At 61.8% G+C, this 17,273-nt stretch carries 16 protein-coding genes; 8 read left to right on the forward strand and 8 right to left on the reverse strand.

Annotation, left to right across the window (positions count from 1 at the left end; genetic code table 11):
• Positions 1–41: 41 nt before the first annotated feature.
• The 5 genes from IB238_RS21030 to speB all read right to left on the reverse strand — a co-directional run bounded on the left by IB238_RS21030 (position 42) and on the right by speB (position 5,220).
• On the reverse strand, positions 42–842 hold the full coding sequence (locus IB238_RS21030) for an ABC transporter permease (protein WP_192251699.1): 801 nt from the start codon (positions 840–842) through the stop codon (positions 42–44).
• Positions 839–1,693: an ABC transporter permease gene (locus IB238_RS21035; protein WP_192251702.1), complete on the reverse strand. Its 855-nt coding sequence runs from the start codon at positions 1,691–1,693 to the stop codon at positions 839–841. The genes IB238_RS21030 and IB238_RS21035 overlap by 4 nt, the downstream gene beginning before the upstream one ends.
• The gene (locus IB238_RS21040; RefSeq protein WP_192251705.1) at positions 1,690–2,727 is read right to left on the reverse strand and encodes an ABC transporter ATP-binding protein; all 1,038 of its coding nucleotides are present in this window, start codon (positions 2,725–2,727) and stop codon (positions 1,690–1,692) included. The genes IB238_RS21035 and IB238_RS21040 overlap by 4 nt, the downstream gene beginning before the upstream one ends.
• A 277-nt stretch (positions 2,728–3,004) precedes the next feature.
• Positions 3,005–4,084, reverse strand: coding sequence for an ABC transporter substrate-binding protein (locus tag IB238_RS21045; protein WP_192252456.1), 1,080 nt, complete (start codon positions 4,082–4,084; stop codon positions 3,005–3,007).
• A 77-nt stretch (positions 4,085–4,161) separates the two neighbouring features.
• A complete protein-coding gene (speB, locus tag IB238_RS21050; protein ID WP_192251709.1) occupies positions 4,162–5,220 on the reverse strand; it encodes an agmatinase in 1,059 nt (352 codons plus the stop codon).
• A gap of 188 nt (positions 5,221–5,408) precedes the next feature.
• Between speB and IB238_RS21055 the strand changes: the two genes are divergently transcribed.
• The 7 genes from IB238_RS21055 (at position 5,409) to IB238_RS21085 (ending at position 12,506) form a co-directional block, all read left to right on the forward strand.
• Complete coding sequence (locus tag IB238_RS21055; protein WP_192251712.1) at positions 5,409–6,413, forward strand: LysR substrate-binding domain-containing protein; 1,005 nt, start codon at positions 5,409–5,411, stop codon at positions 6,411–6,413.
• 44 nt (positions 6,414–6,457) lie between these two features.
• Positions 6,458–7,633 carry an aminotransferase gene (locus IB238_RS21060; RefSeq protein ID WP_192251714.1) on the forward strand — a complete coding sequence of 392 codons (1,176 nt, stop codon included), beginning with the start codon at positions 6,458–6,460 and terminating at the stop codon, positions 7,631–7,633.
• Positions 7,634–7,810: 177 nt separating this feature from the next.
• Entirely contained in the window at positions 7,811–8,311 is a 501-nt protein-coding gene (locus tag IB238_RS21065) for a MarR family winged helix-turn-helix transcriptional regulator (RefSeq protein ID WP_246723777.1), read from the forward strand.
• A 278-nt stretch (positions 8,312–8,589) separates the two neighbouring features.
• Positions 8,590–9,831, forward strand: coding sequence for a plasmid partitioning protein RepA (repA, locus tag IB238_RS21070; protein WP_246723778.1), 1,242 nt, complete (start codon positions 8,590–8,592; stop codon positions 9,829–9,831).
• 335 nt (positions 9,832–10,166) lie between these two features.
• Positions 10,167–11,366 (forward strand): plasmid replication protein RepC, encoded by a 1,200-nt coding sequence (gene repC / locus IB238_RS21075; RefSeq protein WP_192251719.1) that lies wholly within the window; start codon positions 10,167–10,169, stop codon positions 11,364–11,366.
• A 192-nt stretch (positions 11,367–11,558) separates the two neighbouring features.
• Complete coding sequence (locus tag IB238_RS21080; RefSeq protein WP_192251722.1) at positions 11,559–12,227, forward strand: TetR/AcrR family transcriptional regulator; 669 nt, start codon at positions 11,559–11,561, stop codon at positions 12,225–12,227.
• A 54-nt stretch (positions 12,228–12,281) separates the two neighbouring features.
• Entirely contained in the window at positions 12,282–12,506 is a 225-nt protein-coding gene (locus IB238_RS21085) for a heavy-metal-associated domain-containing protein (RefSeq protein ID WP_192251725.1), read from the forward strand.
• Between the two features lie 161 nt (positions 12,507–12,667).
• Here the strand turns inward: IB238_RS21085 and IB238_RS21090 are convergent, their stop codons facing one another.
• The 3 genes from IB238_RS21090 to IB238_RS21100 all read right to left on the reverse strand — a co-directional run bounded on the left by IB238_RS21090 (position 12,668) and on the right by IB238_RS21100 (position 14,788).
• Positions 12,668–13,417 (reverse strand): isoprenylcysteine carboxylmethyltransferase family protein, encoded by a 750-nt coding sequence (locus IB238_RS21090; protein ID WP_192251728.1) that lies wholly within the window; start codon positions 13,415–13,417, stop codon positions 12,668–12,670.
• A gap of 11 nt (positions 13,418–13,428) precedes the next feature.
• Positions 13,429–14,229 carry a carboxy-S-adenosyl-L-methionine synthase CmoA gene (gene cmoA / locus IB238_RS21095; RefSeq protein ID WP_246723756.1) on the reverse strand — a complete coding sequence of 267 codons (801 nt, stop codon included), beginning with the start codon at positions 14,227–14,229 and terminating at the stop codon, positions 13,429–13,431.
• 124 nt (positions 14,230–14,353) lie between these two features.
• Positions 14,354–14,788 carry a helix-turn-helix domain-containing protein gene (locus tag IB238_RS21100; protein WP_192251731.1) on the reverse strand — a complete coding sequence of 145 codons (435 nt, stop codon included), beginning with the start codon at positions 14,786–14,788 and terminating at the stop codon, positions 14,354–14,356.
• A 67-nt stretch (positions 14,789–14,855) separates the two neighbouring features.
• Between IB238_RS21100 and IB238_RS21105 the strand changes: the two genes are divergently transcribed.
• The gene (locus IB238_RS21105) at positions 14,856–17,249 is read left to right on the forward strand and encodes a heavy metal translocating P-type ATPase (protein ID WP_192251733.1); all 2,394 of its coding nucleotides are present in this window, start codon (positions 14,856–14,858) and stop codon (positions 17,247–17,249) included.
• Positions 17,250–17,273 lie beyond the last annotated feature (24 nt).

Here is a 17,273-nt window from a genome sequence, read left to right on the forward strand (position 1 = left end):
CCCCGGCAGACAGGATCGCCAGAGCGCTCTCCGCACTGCTGCTACTTCTCGTTGTTCGACATCGCGCCGAGCAGCTTCGGCAGGTCGCCGAAGCGAGCGACGAGGCCGAAGATCAGGGCGGCGATCGAAACGAAGAGAATCGTCACCGACGCCATGGTTGGCGTGTAGCCGTAGCGCAGCGCGTTGAAGATCTTGATCGGCAGCGTTTCCATGGTGAAGCCGATCGTCATGTAGGCGACGATGTATTCGTTCAGAGAGAGTACGAAAGCGAACGCATACCCGGAGACGAGATAAGGCAGGATCAGCGGCAGGACCACGGTGCGGAATACGGTGCGATCGTCGGCCCCCATTGTCGCGGCCGCCTCGACCAGTGAACGGTCGATCGAGGAGAAGCCAAGCGACAGCGTCACCAGCGGCAGGGTAACGAAGAAGATCGCGTGGCTGATCACTGCCGTCCACGGCTGGCCGTAGAAGCCGGTTGTCGCCCAGAAAGTGAGCATGCCGAGCGCGGTAATGACCGGCGGTAGCGTGAATGGCGCGATGCCCAGCAGCTGAAAGATGTTCGCCCAGGGGGCATGGCGGCGCCATAGGAACCAGGAGAGTGGGAGCGCGATCGCTAGCGCCAGTGCTGCCGAGAGCGCTGCCAGCGTTACCGAGGCAAACAGCGCGCTACGCCATTCGGGGTTCGTGAAAACCTCGCCGTACCAGGAGAGCGAGAAGCCCTGCGGGGGAAAGGCGAGCGTCTGCTTCTGGTTAACCGAGACGCCGGCGACGACAATCAACGGCAGGGAGAGGAACAGCCCGACGAGGCCGAGGTAGAGGCGCGGGAGAAACGAGGTCATACGGCTTCTCCCTTGCGTCCGGCAAAGAGCGTCAGGCCGACGAGGCCGAGCGTGACGAGCACGAGGAACACCGCCATGGCCGCCGCGAACGGCATGTTCGACTGGTAGATCGCCTGGTCGGTGATTAGTACTGAAAGGGTCCAGTGCTGCGGCCGACCGAGGATCTGGGGCAGCAGATAGGAGCCGAGCGCGAAGATGAAGACCATGATCAGCGTGGCGACGATCGTGTTGCGCAGGGCCGGCACGACGACGGTGAAGAAGGACCTGATCGGCGAGGCACCGAGCGTGCGTGCGGCCTCGGTCAGTGTTGGATCGAGGCGAACGATGGCGGGATAGAGGACGAGAACAGTGTAGGGCAATGCCTGGTAGACCATCGCCGTCAGCACCGCGCCAAAGCTTGGGTTCAGCGCTACCGGTTCGCTCATCAACCCGATCGCGACGAAGAGGTTGGTGATGCCGGCGGTGCGCGAAAACAGCGTCGACCAGGCAAAGCCGATGATGACTTCGGAAAGGGAGAGCACGGATAGCAGTGCGACGAGCCACAGGACCTGCGTTCGACGCTTCGCGCGCGAGAGCAGATAGGTGAACGGCACTGCGATCAGCACGCAGCAGATCGCGACGGCAATCGCGAGGAAGAGCGAGAAGCCGAGCACCTTGCCGAAGAACAGGCTGAGGAAGCGGGCGTAGTTGTCGAAGACGAAGGCCGTGGAATAGAAACCGGCCGGATCGCGCTTGAAGAACGAGACGGCGATCATTGTCGCAAACGGAACCACGAAAAAGACCGTCAGCATCGCGGCGGGGAAGAAGAGCGGGCCGTAATCGGCGAGTTTTTGCGGCGCTTCGCGTCTCATGACTTCAACACCACGCAGGCGTCGGGCGAGAGCTTGATGCCGACATCCTGGCCGACATGCACGTCTGGTCGAGCGTGTGGCATGGAAACGGCGACGATCTGCTTGCCGCCGGCTTCCACGAAAGTCTCGATCGTGCCGCCGAGGTCACGCACAAAGGTGACCTTGCCGCTGATCGCGCCATGGCCTGGTGCCGTGAGGTGAACGTCCTCCGGGCGCACCGATAGTATGCCCTTCGAGAGGCCGCCGGGAACGGAGAGGCCCTCGATCAGTGTACCGAGCACATGGGCGCGGCCGGACTTGTCGGCGGAGAAGTCGATCAGATTGGTCATGCCGATAAAGTCGGCGACGAAGGTATCGGCCGGGCGGCGGTAGATTTCCACCGGCGGCGCTGCCTGGCGGATCTCGCCGCTGTTCATCACCACGACGGTGTCGGCCATGGTCATCGCCTCGCGCTGGTCGTGGGTGACGACGATGGTGGTGATGCCAAGGCGCTGCTGCAACTGGCGCAGTTCCACCTGCATGGCCTCGCGCAATTTCGCATCAAGCGCTGAGAGCGGCTCGTCGAGCAGAAAGAGCTTCGGCGAGATGGCAAGGGCACGGGCGATCGCGACACGCTGGCGCTGCCCCCCGGAAAGCTTCGATACCGGCCGGTCCGCGTAGCCGGACAGATGGATCATCGCCAGCAGTTCATTGACGCGCTTGACCTGGCCTTCCTTGGGTACGCCGCGAATGCGCAACGAATAGGCGATGTTCTCGCCGACCGTCAGGTGCGGAAAGAGCGCCAGCGACTGGAACACCATGCCGAGATCGCGTTTGTGTGTCGGAACGCGCGTAATGTCTGCGTCGTCGAGCCGGATCGCGCCATCGGTCGGCAGGTCGAGGCCGGCTATCATGCGCATGAGTGTGGTCTTGCCGCAGCCGGAGGGACCGAGCAGGCAAACAAAAGTCCCGTGCGGAACGGTCAGGTTGACATTCTTCACCGCGGTGAAGCTGCCGAATTCCTTGGTGACATTCTGAAGTGCCAGTCCGGACATTGTGTCTCCGAGCTATTGATGTGGTCGGGGTTGCCGTCCCCTCTATCTGCCCAGTCGCATTCGCTCAAGGGGCAGATCGGATTGCCGCATTGCTGCGGAAGTCGGTGTGCAATTTAAGCAGGGCCGGCGGGCAGTTTCCGCCAATCGCCTGTTGCAACACCTCCTGTCTGCCTCGCCCCCTGAAGGGGGGATGAACCGGGAGCAGGTGGGGCGTTCGTCCGGGCACCGGATGCGCCCCACCTGCAAAGCATGCCAGCCTAAAACGAGCAGCGATCCGTCAACCGACGATCAGCTCCGTCCACTTCTGGTTCAGCCAGTCGGACTTGGTCTGGTACATGTCGTAGCGCGGGATGATCGGCTCGATGTCCGAGGATACTGCGGCGAATTCCTTCTCGTTCAGGTCGAGCAGTTCGCGTTTGACCGTTGGTGCCGTGCCCACCTTGCGTGACAGCGTGGCCTGGATGGCCGGCTGGCACATGTAGTCGATGAAGATGTGTGCTTCCTCGACCTTCTGCGAGGCGCGGGACAGCGCCCAGCAACCCGAATCCTGGATGCCGCCTTCCTTCGGGAAGGTGGAGCGGACCGGATGACCGTCGGCGGCGGCAAGGCCGGTGACGTCATGGTAGTACTGACCCATCGGGATTTCGCCCGATTTCAGCGCCTGTTCGAACTGCGCCTCGTCGCGGTACCAGAGCGCCACGTTCGGCTTCACCTCGGCAAGCTTCTCGAATGCCTTGAGGATCCCCTCTTCGGTGTCGAGCGCGTTGGTGCCGCCCATGAAGGTCTTGGCCGTTACTTCAAGCAAGAACGAGTTGGAGACGAGCGCGAGCAGGCCGAGCTTGTCGGCATTCGCCGGATCCCACAGCGCTTGCCAGGAGGTCGGCGCTTCCTTGTAAACGTTGGTGTTGGTGACGAGCGTGATGTACCAGGCCACCGCCCCGATGCCGGCGATGCGGCCATCCGGATACTTGTTGACGAAGCGGTCGATCAGGTTGCCGGCGTTCTTGATCTTGGCCGTATCGAGCGGCGCCCAGAGCTCGGTCGCCTGGCCCTTCAGCATCGCCACCTGCGACATCATTGAAACGTCGGCCGGGGCCTGGCCTGCTCTTGCCGCCTGCTCGAGCTGGACGAGCCAGGCTTCGCCGGTCGGTTCAGCGATCGATTCGACCGCGATGCCGGTCGCCTTGGTGAATTCAGGGAAGATGTTCTTGTCGAACGAATCCTTGAAGTAGCCGCCATAAACGCCGACTTTCAGCGACTTTTCCTGCGCACGCAGGATCGAGGGCATCGCCAGCAGTGATGCGCCGGCCACGCCGGCGCCGAGCACGCCGCGGCGGCTCACGTTTGCGTTGAGAATGTCTTTCATTGTCTTTCTCCAGTTTCTGCCGGGCGGAAGTTTTCCCGCACCGGCGTGTTCCCACTTTTTATTGTATGTCAAGCCTTTGCCGAGACGGAAGGGCTGAATACCATCAGGCTGAGGATTTCAAACAGCACCTGTGCGCCGGCATGAGCGGTGTTCGTCGTGGCATCGTATTGCGGGGCCACTTCGACGACATCGCCGCCGACGAGATTGACGCCCTTCAGGCCGCGGAGCAGCTCCAGCACTTCGCGCGTGGTCAGGCCGCCGATCTCCGGCGTGCCGGTGCCCGGTGCAAAACTCGGGTCGAGGCTGTCGATGTCGAAGGAGAGGTAGGTCGGGCCGTCGCCGACGATCTTTCTGGCCTTCTCGATGATCGCCGGGATGCCCATGCCGGTGACTTCCTCGGCATGGATCACGGTCATGCCGGATTCATACGAGAACTCCCACAGATATTCGGAGGAGCCGCGAATACCGATCTGGATCGTGCGGGTCGGGTCAAGCACGCCATCGAGGACCGCATTGCGGAACGGGCCGCCGTGATGGAATTTGGTGCCATCGAAGGAGCCGCCGGTGTCGCAATGGGCGTCGATATGGATCATGCCGACCGGCCTGTTCTTGCCGACGGCCTTCATGATCGGGTGCGTGATCGAATGGTCGCCGCCGACGGCGAGCGGGATCACGCCCGCATCGACGATCTGGTTGAAGCGCTTCTCGATGTCCTCGTGGCTCATCTCCAGCCGGTAGCGGCTGCGGAACGGAACGTCGCCGATGTCGGCGACGCGCAGGTCCTGCACCGGTGCGCAGTCGAGTACGTGGTTGTACGGACCGATGCGTTCGATGGTGCGCATTGCACGCGGTCCGAAGCGCGAGCCGTTGCGGTTCGTCACGCCGAGATCCATCGGCACGCCCGTGATTGCCACCTGGAGGTTGCCGAAGTCCGGGTTCTCGGCATCAACCGGCATGTGCGGCGCGGAAAGGAAGGTCGGCACACCGGCGAAAGGTGCAAGGCGGGTACCGGTCTTGGAGAAAATCTTGTCGGCGACTTTCCGGAAGGCGGGATCGAAGATATCGCCGCCGTGTCCCTCTCCGAATTTCTCGCGGAGCGCCTGAAGCTTAGTGTCGTCGAATGCCATTTTCCACCTCATGTTACGTCGGAATCGGGCGCACGGGGGCTGGGCAATATCGATGTGTCAGAGATTTCTGCTCCCCCGGGCTTCGCCCTTGTTTTTATCATTACGTAACAAAACGGTTGGAAAATCAATTGACATTGTTATAGCGTTTCCTGTGAGAAAAATTCACATCAGGTTGTTCAAGATCACACATGTCGAACCGCTTGCCGCCCCTCAACCCGCTGCGTGCCTTCGAAGCGGCGGCACGTCGAGGCTCGGTTTCGGCGGCGGCGCGTGAACTCAATGTCACCCATGGTGCCATCAGCCACCAGATTCGGGCGCTGGAAGAGTCGCTGAACACGGTCCTGTTCGAACGCGGCGGCAAGCGCCTGAAGCTAACCTCGCAGGGCGCATTGCTGTTGCCGGCTGTCACCGAAGCTTTCGGCGGGATCGCGGCGGCGACTGCGTTGATGAAGCGCCCTGCGACCACCGGTGCGCTGACGATTACCTGCGTGCCGGCCCTGCTGTCGTTCTGGATCATCCCGCGGTTGAACCGCTTCACCGATCAGTATCCCGGCATCAAATTGAGCCTGGTCGCCTCGAATGATCCGGCCCAGGTGTTTTCGCGCGATGTGGATGTGTCCATCCTTTACGGCGATGGGAACCTACCGGATTGCTGGACCCGGCTTTGGCGCCATCTGCGTCTCTTTCCGATCGCCAGCCCAACCCTGCTCAACAATCGTCCTCTGCGCTCGATTCGAGACCTTACCGAACACACCCTTTTGCACGGCGACCAGGACGGGCGGGAGTGGAACACCTGGTTTGCCGCCGCTGATGCCGTTCACCTGCCGCGCGGCCCGCAGCATTTCATGAGCGATGCGCGCCTTTCGACGGAGGCGGCCCTTCATGGCCAGGGGATTGCGCTAGGCGATACGATTACGGCGGCGAGCCTGATCGCCCGTGGCGAACTCGTCGTGCCCTTCGATCTGTCGGTTCCCGCGAATGACGCGTTCTATGTCGCCTGCCGGCAAGACGTGCGCGCGGCTCCCATCGTCAAGGTTTTCATTGACTGGCTGTTCGCTTCGCTGGAAGAGGACAGCCTGCCGGAGCCGCAGATCTCGGCGCGCATGCTGCTGCGCGGTCGGGGGGCGCGGACCACCGAAAATATCCAGCCCGCGTCCGCCCGTGCAGGGCGGCGAAAGACCGCAATCGAATAACGAAATCCCGCGCGTGACGCGACCTTATTCAGAAAAGAAAGACAATGCCGAAATTCAACGCTGCCGTGGAAATTCTCGCCGCCCCGCCGATCCCCACCGTTTTCTCGTGGGGCAAAAGTTATGACGGCCGCAACGGCCCAATGATTGACCTGTCGCAGGCGGTGCCTGGTTATCCCGCCCATCCAGAGATGCTGCGACTGCTTGGCGATTGTGCCGCCTCGAGTGCCTATACCGGCTATGGCCCGATCGAGGGAGATGCCCGCCTGCGGGAGGTCTACGGTGCGCACCTGGCAGATGTCTACGGTGCCGCTCTCGGCGCAGAGAACGTGCATATCACGGCCGGATGCAATCAGGCCTTTACTTGTGCAGCGATCACTGTGGCAGGCGCGGGCGACACCGTACTGATGAGCGATCCCTACTATTTCAATCAGGAAACGACGCTTGCCATGCTAGGCGTCAAGGTGCGACTGGCGCCGTGCAACCCCGACAACGGTTTCCTGCCCGATCTTGCTACGCTTGAGGCAGCGATCAAGCCGGATGTGCGGGCGCTGGCGCTCGTCTCGCCGAACAATCCGACCGGCGCAGTCTATCCGCCGGAGCTCCTGTCCGCCATCTTCGACCTCTGCCGTGCGCGCGGCATCTGGCTGATCCTGGACGAAACCTATCGGGACTTTCTGCCGGAAGCCGGTCAGCGCCCGCATGATCTGTTCAACAAGCCGGACTGGCAGGAGACGCTGATCGGGCTCTACAGCTTTTCCAAGTCCTTCTGCATCCCCGGTCATCGTCTTGGCGCTATCACGGCGGGGGCAGCAGTGGTGGATCAGATCGCAAAAGTCATGGATAACGTGCAGATCTGCCCGCCCCGTTCGGCGCAGGCAGCCGTCGCTGATGCGCTGCCTATACTGGCCGAGTGGCGCGAACAGAACAGAATGGAGATCGCCCTCCGTGCCACGGCCCTGAAAGAGACGATGGAAGGGTTGAACGGTTGGTCGATCGGGGCACTCGGTGCCTATTTCGCCTTCATTCGCCATCCATTCGCCGAGAGGACGTCGGCCGAGGTCGCCGAGCGGCTGGCGAAAGAGACGGGCATTCTGTGCCTGCCGGGCAGCTATTTCGGTCCGGGACAGGAGCGATACCTTCGCTTTGCCTTCGCCAATGCCGACAGTGATACAATTCGGCTGCTGAGAGATCGGCTGCAGCGGATTTCAAGCACGTCCTGAAGGGGCGTTTATCCGGCCGAAGCGCCTCCCCCCGGCGCCCCCGCGCAAAGGGGTGAGGCGCTTCAACCTAACGACATATGGAATTCATACTATTTATCCCCAGGCGCGTGCCCGTCGCCCGGCATTTGCATATTGCCAAGTGCCATATTTCAGAGGAGCCTCATTTCAGTGACGGCGATGTGGGACGCCATGGTAGACGCTGCGGGAAAAGAGGAACTTGGCGAGGCAGGAGCGCTCGATGTTTCATCGATCGAACACAGCGTCATTTTCCAGATCAAACGCACGCAGGCACTCCTGACACGTCGGTTCCAGTCGCGTTTTGCGGGGTTCGATCTGAGGCCCGGGGAATACGGAATCCTACTCCTTATCGCGACGAACCCCGGCCGCAAGCAGACTGAGATTGCAGACGCGCTTGGCATTCAGCGGGCCAATTTTGTGCCACTGATCAACTCGCTGGAGCGGCGACATTTGACTGAGCGCCGCCCCTCGCTCCACGACCGTCGCTCCAATGCACTCTATCTGACGCCTTATGGAGAAGACTTCGTCCAGGGGATTTATCAGGCGGAAGCAACATTCGAAGCCGAGTGTACGGTGCGTCTCGGGGGAGCGAAGTCACGCGAGGCATTCCTTGCGTTGTTGTCCCGCCTGGTTGCCGGCGCGGCCCCCACGAGTCCGTAATTCGCTTCCGTCGGTTAAGTGGCGGAAATGATTCTGTTCCCTTCCCTCTCGTTTAGTACCCGTTAACCAAATACGCCTTGACGCGGAACGGGAATCATCACACGTTCCCTAACGGAAATAGATGATTGATCCGTTATTTGCCGTTACTAAGCGACTTCCCTGTTAGATCGATCGCTTAACGTAGCTGTACGGCACGACAGATAGTGCGCATTGATCCCGCTGTCCGCGGCGGATGGAGTGCCGTGGTTCCCGGCGACGATGGAAGGATGCGGATGGCAATGGTGCCGGACAGAAGAGACGATGTGACACTCGCCGCCGATGAAGCGATCGCGGCGGATGCGCGCGTCCTATCGGCGCAGCTCAAGGCAATGCGCGAGCGGTTCTTTCCTCCGACGGCGAAGAAGGTGCTGCGCAGCTTCACCTCAGGCGAGGCCGCGCGGCTGATCGGGGTTTCGGACGGTTACCTGCGGCAGCTCTCGCTTGCGGGCGAAGGGCCTCAGCCGGAAACGGGCCCCGGCGGGCGGCGCTTCTACTCATTGACCGATATCAACGCGTTGCGGGCACATCTGGCTGATCAGGCGCTGGCCAAGGGAAATCTGGCCAAGGCGCGCAGCTATCGCAAGTGGCGCGACGGCGCTAGTGGCGAGCACCTGCAGGTCATAGCCGTGACGAACTTCAAGGGCGGCTCGGGCAAGACGACATCGGCCGCCCATCTGGCGCAATATTTGGCGCTCGCCGGTTATCGCGTGCTTGCCGTCGATCTCGACCCGCAAGCCTCACTCTCGGCCTTGTTCGGCTATCAGCCCGAGCTTGATCTGGACGGAAACGATACCCTCTATGGGACGATCCGCTACGACGAGGAAGCGCGACCGCTGAAGGATGTCATACGGAAAACCTATTTCGATGGGCTCGATCTCGTGCCCGGGAACCTCGAACTGCAGGAGTTCGAGCACGTGACGCCTCGGGCGCTGGCACAGCGCCAGGCCGGCTTGCCGGGCCAGCCGCTGTTCTTTGCGCGGGTGCATGCAGCGTTGCGAACAGTCGAAGATGATTATGACGTGGTCGTGCTCGATTGCCCGCCACAGCTTGGCTACCTCACCCTCTCGGCGCTCTGCGCCTCGACCTCGGTGATCGTCACGGTGCACCCGCAGATGCTCGACGTTGCCTCAATGAACCAGTTCTTGTTCATGACCTCGGACCTGCTCGCGGTCGTACGCGAGGCAGGTGGCCGGTTGAATTTCGACTTTCTGCGCTATCTCGTCACACGGTTCGAGCCGAATGACGGGCCGCAGGCGCAAATCGTCGGGCTGATGCGGTCGCTTTTTGGAGACCGGGTGCTAACCGCGCCGATGGTCAAATCGACTGCGGTGTCGGACGCGGGCCTGACGAAGGAAACCTTGTACGAAGTCGGCCGGGAAAACTTTACCCGCGCCACTTACGACCGGGCGATGGAAAGCATGAATGCCGTCAACGCCGAGATCGAGGGATTGATACTATCGGCCTGGGGTCGCACCGGCTGATGCGAAATTCCGGCCGGGCGAGCGCCTTGCCGGGGACGATGGAAACGAAACGGGAAAGGATCGAAGCAAGAAAAAAGGCCTCCAAAACGTCGCCATTCCGGAAGCCCTCTTCAATGTAGCAATTCGAGAGAATCACTTCCGACAGTCAAAGTCAAGAGTCCGCCACCGTTTTTGCCGGTCGCGGAACGGGGTTTTTGTGCCTGCAGCCATCTGTATCGCAACAATAAGTGCTCTGATTTCTAAGATTTAGAGCCTCACCCGTGCGTTCATGCGAACGCGCGACGATGGTTTTGTGACTTTTTGGGCCAGCTCTTGCCTCCTTGAGAGGGACGACCATGACGGACAGACTGGCAACGACGCCTTTCGGCGGCGGCAGGATGACTGCGCGCCTCTTTGCGATGCAAAGGCGCGTTTCGGAGACACAGGCCAAGCTTGCCGAAGCGGGTGGCAATGAGACCGGTACCGCGGAGAAATGGCAGCTTCTCCGGGCGCTGACCGAGGCTCGCACGCACTACGGTCTGTCGGATCGGACGATCGCGGTGCTGGAAGCGCTTTTGAGCTTCTACCCGGAAAAGGTCCTCGACGGTCGTACGCCGATCGTGGTGTTTCCATCGAACGCTGAACTGTCGGTACGCTCGCGCGGTATGTCGCCAGCAACGTTGAGGCGCCATCTGGCGCAACTGCTTGCTACAGGAATGCTGATTCGGCGTGATAGCCCGAACGGTAAGCGCTATTGCCGCCGCGACGACCGCGGCGTGGTGGAGGATGCATTTGGTTTCGATCTGGCACCTCTGGCGTTGATGGCGCACGAGATCCACGAACAGGCCGAGCTCGCCCGCACAGAGGCCAGACGGTATCAAGCGCTGCGCGCAGAGGTGACGCTGCATCTGCGCGACGTCGCAAAGGTCATCGAGGCAGCCCTCTCTGAAGGGCGCGCAGGCCCATGGCTGGATCACCAGTTCGCCCTGGCGGAACTATCGGGAAGGCTTGGGAGGTCGGCATCTACGGAGGCGCTCACCGAACGGAAATTGGCACTGATTTCGTTGCGGTGTCGAGTGGAGGAAGATTACCTAAATTCTCTTTCAAACGAAGAAATGAGCGGCAATGACCTTCAAGATGAGCGGCATATTCAGAATTCAAATTCAGACCCCTCTATTGAATTAAACGGCAATGAGTCCAAGCAAGCAGAGCCGTCGGCTGAAGGAACCGCACCGGAGCGCAAGGGGTTGGCTATTAGCTTGAAGCGGGTTTTGGCAGTATGCCCGGAAATCAGGTCCTACGCGAAGGATGGCGTTGCCACCTGGGCGGAGTTCATCAAGGCCGCCGCACTGGTCCGCTCGATGCTCGGGATTTCGCCGGACGCCTATGAGAAGGCCCGCGCGGCGATGGGTGACGGGGCGGCTGCGGTGGTGATCGCCGCAATGCTTGAACGGTCCGACCAGATCCGCTCACCGGGCGGCTACCTGCGCGAGTTGACCCGCAAGGCTGAGGCCGGGCAGTTCTCGGTCCTGCCGATGATCAAGGCGCTAGAGTGATCGCCATCGCGGACATGACGGCCCACTGAATGAGATCGAGCCAGCGAACCGCGCAACTTTGCGTCTTCGCCCGCTTTCCGCCACAGCTGAAAAAGGGTGAGGGTGAGGGAGAATAATTCCTTAAGCTGATGCTGATTTAGTGAGAAAATAGTGCGGCGATCGACGGTGCAGCAGCCAGGAGGAAGAGCGGGCATGATTGTGGATGCCGGTGATCTGGAGCAGCGCCTCAGGCGCAGGCCCAAGCAGGAACGCAGCCGCGAGCGCGTCGAGGAGATTCTGCGGGTCGCAAAGGAGTTGATCGGCGAAAAGGGCATCGATGGCATGACGATGCGGGAAGTGGCGCTCCTGACCGGCGGCCCGATCGCCTCCGTCTACCAGTATTTCCCCAACAAGTCGGCGATCATCGCGATGCTCTATGAGCAGTATAGCGCCGAGACCCGCGCCGGCATCGAGGCAAGTCTTTCGGACGTTCGGGAACTGGCCGATATTCGCGATGCAGCCGACGCGATCCTGGACGGCTACTATCTCCGCGTCGCCGGCGATCCGGCGATTCAGGACCTCCTCAACGCCATCCAGGCCGACAAGGAACTGCAGAACATGGACATCGTGGAGACGCGACACCAGGCCGAACTTTTTTGTGCGTTGTCGTCTCACCGGCTGGCGCAGGCCGAGCGCGAGCGCTTTGGTCGTCTGGTTTTCCTGCTTTTCCAACTGGCCGGCAGTATGGTGAGACTTGCGATCACGCTTCCGGCCGATGAAGCGGAAATGATGCTGGTGGATTTCAAGCAGATCATGCACGGCCAGCTCGCGAGTTTCCGCTCGGCCGAAGCGCCGGAACTCAAGGCCCAAGAAAGCGCTTGACCTTCCCACGTGGTAAAGGTTCAGGATCCCTTCGTTCAACAGGGAACCAATGAAATGCCGAACGAAACGACCCTTGCCTTCGCAGTCGAGGACATGACCTGCGGCCACTGCGTGCGAACCATCACCACGGCTGTGGAAGCGGCTTTCCCGGGCGCAAAAGTATCCGCCGATACCGCAACACATCGTGTCACCGTCTCCGGTATCTCTGACGTCCGCGCAGTCTCGGACGTCATTGCCGCAGAAGGCTATACGCCGGTGGCGGTTGACGCGGCGGCCTGAGAGTCCCCCGCACCTTGTGCGGATCTATACCGATCAGAGTATCATTCAATCCGGGCATCGGGGACGCGAAGCTGCATCCCTGAGGCTCGAATCCTGTGTCTGAAGGCTTTCGGCGCGGAACGGTCCGTCCAAAACCATGCCAACAGCGCGAGGTCGAGCCCTCAATGGATCGGCTTCGGCTCGCTGAGGACGCCACGCTTTTTCAAGCGACTTACTGCACCGGTAGCAACTCCGACCAACGCCAGCAGGCCGGCCAGGATGGCGAGGTAAGGGAGCCCCTGTGACAGCCCATCGTGGATTGCGGCGCGATAGAACTCGATGAGGAGTAGGGTGATCAAGGTTGCCGACATCGTCGAGTAGTCCTTTGCGATCACGCGCCGCAGGTTGAAGGACATGCCCTCCGTGGCGCTGCGAAAGCGTCCCAGCCGCGGCACCCACCGCGGTACATCCCGACAATATGACCGGTAGGCGTCGTCGAACTTCTCCTGAAGGAAGTCCTCCTCGGCCAGAACGATGCACTGATAGATGAAGGCGAAGAGGCCGATTCCGAGCATCACTGCCAGCGGATTTCCATTGAACAGGAACACGCCGGAATAGATGAGCATGTTGCCGACATAGAGCGGATTGCGGCATACGCCGAACATGCCTTCTGTAACAAGATCCTTGGCATAGACACGTTTGTTCAGGCCTCCGCGCTGGATGTAGGCGTAACCGATGACGGTCGCCCTCAGGCCGAGGCCAGCGATGACCAGCAAGAGCGCGACAATGGCCTTAACCTGAACCGCCGTCGCACTGCCGGCCAACTGCGCCGGCGGTGGCGCCAGTAGAAACAGCGCCACAATAATGGCGGGGAAGAGCTGGTTGCGGTATTTGAAGAAGAAGTTTCCGATGCTGATCATGGCCGCGGTCATGGGGCAATCTCCTACTTCACCGCGACGATGCCGCAGAAGTTGTACCACCGGAAGAACACCTCGACGGTACGAAACCCGGCCTCCTTCAGGAGTTGGACGTTCTCGTCCAATCGATAGGGAATCAGCACGTTTTCCAGCGCTTCGCGCTTCTTTGATATCTCGATTTCCGAATAGCCGTTTCGCCTCTTGAAGTCGTAGTAGTGCTCGATGAACAGCCGGTTGAACGTGGTATCCTCGCTCGTGAGCTTCTCCACGAGCAGAAGGCAGCCACGGTCGTTGAGGCCGGCGTGAATCGCCTTCATCACGCGCTCGCGATGGAGCGGGCGGACGAATTGCAGCGTCAGGAGCATGGTCGCGACGCTGGCGTTCTCCATCTGGAAGCCGCAATTCAGGTCAACCACCTTAAGCTCGATCGGCCGGTTCGTGTTCGCAGCCCGGATCTTTTGCGCAGCCTTTTCCAGCATGTCAGGCGCGTTGTCGATGCCGATGAAGTGAACGTCCGGGTTGATCGCGTCGTCGAGCGCCAGCAGCGTCGTCGCGGTCGAGCAACCGATGTCATAGAGATTGGTCTGCGGCTGGGCAAAGTCAGCCGCCAGCTCGCAGACCATTCGCTGCATCTCTTCGTAGTAGGGGACGGAGCGGCTGACCATGTCGTCGAAGACATTGGCGACGGTCGCGTTGAAGGCGAAGTCGCCGACGGGAAGGTCATCGCGGGCGAAGACTTCGTCCTTGCGGTCGGTGCGTAACGGCAGGCGCGTCGCAATTTCGGCCATCTGCATTTCTCCCAGGCTGGCGGGCAGGGCAAGACGCATTTAAGACCGTCCCCATCGCAAACTCGGCCGTCAGATCAACACTGCAAGCTGACAACCACCTGAATAGCCACCGCGGTGGGGAAGGGAGCAACATAACGCAATCCAGGGTTATATGCGCCGAATATTAGCGCGGCGGCCGGTGATGGCGCTCACAGGCGCCGCACTGGGCCAGCGCCTCGATCACCTTGCATTCGGCGATCGTTCCGTGGCTGCAGCTGGAAAGCGTGCGCTCCAGCTCAGCTTCCAGCAGCTTCAGCCGCGCAATCCTTTGACGCACGTCCTCGAGCTGGCGCCGGGCGATCTCGTCGGCCTCCACGCAGGGCATGTCGGGATGCTGCGACAAGTCGATCAGCTGCCGTACGGCTTCGATCGAAAGGCCGAGGTCGCGGGCGTGCAGGATGAAGACCAGTCTGTCATAGTGGCGCGCGGTGTAGCGGCGCTGGTTCCCGGCGTTGCGCTCCGGTTCCGGCAGGAGGCCGATCGACTCGTAGTAGCGGATCGTCTCGACCTTCGAGCCGCTGGCCTCGGCGAGCTTGCCGATCGAAAATGCGCGTTCCATGGATATTTCCGCTTGAAGCTATAGTTACTACAGGAATTATAGGTGGTGCAAATCAAGGAGATTTGCAATGGACGAGCAACTTCGCCGCAATGGGGCAGCCGGCACGGAAAGCACCAAGGCCGCAGTCACAGAGCACGATGCTGTACTAGGCGCCGGCCAGGATCGCGGCTGCGGTTGCTGTCACGACCACCATGATCATGGCCACACGCACGAAGCGGATCACCACGGCGGGCGATCGGTAGAAGAAGAGACCGGGCACGATCACACGCAGGCCGATGGGGTAGCCTGCGAGGTCGGGCACGATGCGGTTGCAGACGCGGCAATTCCCGAACCCGGAGACGGTTATCGCCGCTTCCGTGTTTCAGGGATGGATTGTGCCAGTTGTGCCAACACCATCCGGACCGCCGTTGGTGGCATGCCGGGCGTTTCAGATGTCCGTGTCTCCATCCCGCGCGAAATGATGTTTCTTGCCGTCGACGAAGGCAGGACGCCGCTATCTGCCGTGTGCGAGCGGGTGCAGAGCCTCGGCTATGGCGTCGATGTCATCGCGGATGACACCCCTGCCCCACGGCCGACGCGTGTCGCCTGGTGGCGGACGACGAAGGGGCTGCATGCGATTGTTGGTGGCGCCATCACCGCTCTTGCCTTTGCGGTCAGCCAGCTGTCACCGGAAACCGGCCACATCATGTTTATCGCCTCGGCGATCCTTCTGGCACTACCCATCGCGCGTCGGGCCGTGGCCGCCGCTGTTGCCGGTGCCCCCTTCACCATCGAAATGCTGATGACGGTCGCCGTGATCGGCGCCGTCATCATCGGCGAGCCGGCAGAGGCGACGGTGGTCGTCTTCCTGTTCGCAACCGGCGAGGTGCTGGAAGGTTACGCGGCTGGCCGGGCCCGAGCCGGGATCGAGGCGCTCGCTTCGCTCGTGCCCGACCGTGCCTTCATCGAGGAGAACGGTATTGTGCGCGAGGTCCCTGCCTCCGAGATCCGCCCGGGCCATATTGTGCTGGCCCGACCCGGCGACCACGTAGCGGCCGACGGTACGGTCGTCGACGGACGCGCCCATCTCGACGAGGCGGCGATCACCGGGGAAAGCGTTCCGGTCTCGCGTGGGCCCGGCGAGAAGGTCTTTGCCGGTTCTGTCGCGATCGATGCGGCGCTGAAGATCCGCGCCGAGAAGACGGCGGCCGACAACACGATCGCCCGGATCGTCGCTTTGGTCGAGGAGGCGCAGGATGCCAAGGCGCCCGCCGAACGCTTCATCGACGGCTTTTCGCGGATCTATACGCCGCTGGTCGCCGCACTCGGCCTGCTCGTCGCGATTGTCCCGCCGCTCTTCTTTGATGGCGACTGGGAGACCTGGATCTATCGCGGGCTGGCATTGCTTCTGATCGGCTGCCCCTGCGCGCTCGTTATTTCTGTACCCGCGGCGATCGCGTCCGCGCTGTCGTCGTCGGCGCGCGCCGGCATCCTCGTCAAGGGAGGCGTGATCCTTGAGACGCTGGCAAAGGCCGATGTCGTCGCCTTCGACAAGACGGGCACGCTGACCAAGGGCCGACCTGCGGTGACCGGAGGGTATGCGGCCAAGGGCACGGAAGACGGGTTGCTCGCGCTCGCCGCGGCGATCGAGGCCGGCTCGAGCCATCCTCTCGCAGAAGCGATTGTCGCCGAAGCAGCGAAACGCAAACTGGTGCCGGCGTCCGCATCCGGCGTTAAGGCGCTGGCTGGCCGCGGTGTGACCGGAACGGCTGAGGGGCGGACGATCTTCATCGGGGCACCGCGCTTTGCCGCGGAAGAGGGTGAGATCGGCCCGGCGCTTGCCGCGCAGATCGAGACTTTCGAACAGGCGGGCAACACGATCGCGGTCGTCGTCGCCGACGGGTTAGGCATTGGGGCGATTGCGCTCCGTGACGAGCCCCGTGACGACGCGCGGGAGGGCATAGCGGCGCTGAAGACGCTCGGTGTGCAAACGATGATGCTCTCCGGTGACAACCCGGTCACGGCCTCGGCGATCGGGCGCTCGCTTTCGATCGATGACGCACGTGGCGGCCTTCTGCCGGCCGAGAAGGTCGAGGCGTTGCGGGCGATTTCGCAAAAACGTGGCACGGTGATGGTCGGCGACGGCATCAACGATGCGGCCGCCTTTGCCGCGGCCAGCGTCGGCATGGCGATGGGATCGGGCACCGGGCTTGCGCGTGAAACCGCAGGCGTTGCGCTGATGGGCAACCGCGTGCTGGACGTGGCCCGCGCCATCGCACTCGGCCGGGCGGCGATGGCGAATATTCGCCAGAACGTCACGATCGCCCTTGGGCTGAAGGCCGTCTTCCTTGTCACCACTGTCTTCGGTGTGACCGGGCTCTGGATTGCCGTCTTTGCCGATACGGGGGCCACGGTGCTCGTCACGCTGAACGCGATGCGTCTGCTCCTGCCGTCGGCGGGTACGGTCGCGGCGCGCGGGTAGCGGCTGCCCCTTTGATCGTTGGCC

Source organism: Rhizobium sp. ARZ01 (genome assembly GCF_014851675.1).
In the GTDB taxonomy this organism is placed as follows: domain Bacteria; phylum Pseudomonadota; class Alphaproteobacteria; order Rhizobiales; family Rhizobiaceae; genus Mycoplana.

Bases quoted from the DNA above. Each gene is read 5' to 3' on its own strand.
- IB238_RS21030 (WP_192251699.1), bottom strand. From the start codon at position 842: ATGACCTCGTTTCTCCCGCGCCTCTACCTCGGCCTCGTCGGGCTGTTC.
- IB238_RS21035 (WP_192251702.1), bottom strand. From the start codon at position 1,693: ATGAGACGCGAAGCGCCGCAAAAACTCGCCGATTACGGCCCGCTCTTC.
- IB238_RS21040 (WP_192251705.1), bottom strand. From the start codon at position 2,727: ATGTCCGGACTGGCACTTCAGAATGTCACCAAGGAATTCGGCAGCTTC.
- speB (WP_192251709.1), bottom strand. From the start codon at position 5,220: ATGGCATTCGACGACACTAAGCTTCAGGCGCTCCGCGAGAAATTCGGA.
- IB238_RS21055 (WP_192251712.1), top strand. From the start codon at position 5,409: ATGTCGAACCGCTTGCCGCCCCTCAACCCGCTGCGTGCCTTCGAAGCG.
- IB238_RS21060 (WP_192251714.1), top strand. From the start codon at position 6,458: ATGCCGAAATTCAACGCTGCCGTGGAAATTCTCGCCGCCCCGCCGATC.
- IB238_RS21065 (WP_246723777.1), top strand. From the start codon at position 7,811: ATGTGGGACGCCATGGTAGACGCTGCGGGAAAAGAGGAACTTGGCGAG.
- repA (WP_246723778.1), top strand. From the start codon at position 8,590: ATGGTGCCGGACAGAAGAGACGATGTGACACTCGCCGCCGATGAAGCG.
- repC (WP_192251719.1), top strand. From the start codon at position 10,167: ATGACGGACAGACTGGCAACGACGCCTTTCGGCGGCGGCAGGATGACT.
- IB238_RS21080 (WP_192251722.1), top strand. From the start codon at position 11,559: ATGATTGTGGATGCCGGTGATCTGGAGCAGCGCCTCAGGCGCAGGCCC.
- IB238_RS21085 (WP_192251725.1), top strand. From the start codon at position 12,282: ATGCCGAACGAAACGACCCTTGCCTTCGCAGTCGAGGACATGACCTGC.
- IB238_RS21090 (WP_192251728.1), bottom strand. From the start codon at position 13,417: ATGACCGCGGCCATGATCAGCATCGGAAACTTCTTCTTCAAATACCGC.
- cmoA (WP_246723756.1), bottom strand. From the start codon at position 14,229: ATGCGTCTTGCCCTGCCCGCCAGCCTGGGAGAAATGCAGATGGCCGAA.
- IB238_RS21100 (WP_192251731.1), bottom strand. From the start codon at position 14,788: ATGGAACGCGCATTTTCGATCGGCAAGCTCGCCGAGGCCAGCGGCTCG.
- IB238_RS21105 (WP_192251733.1), top strand. From the start codon at position 14,856: ATGGACGAGCAACTTCGCCGCAATGGGGCAGCCGGCACGGAAAGCACC.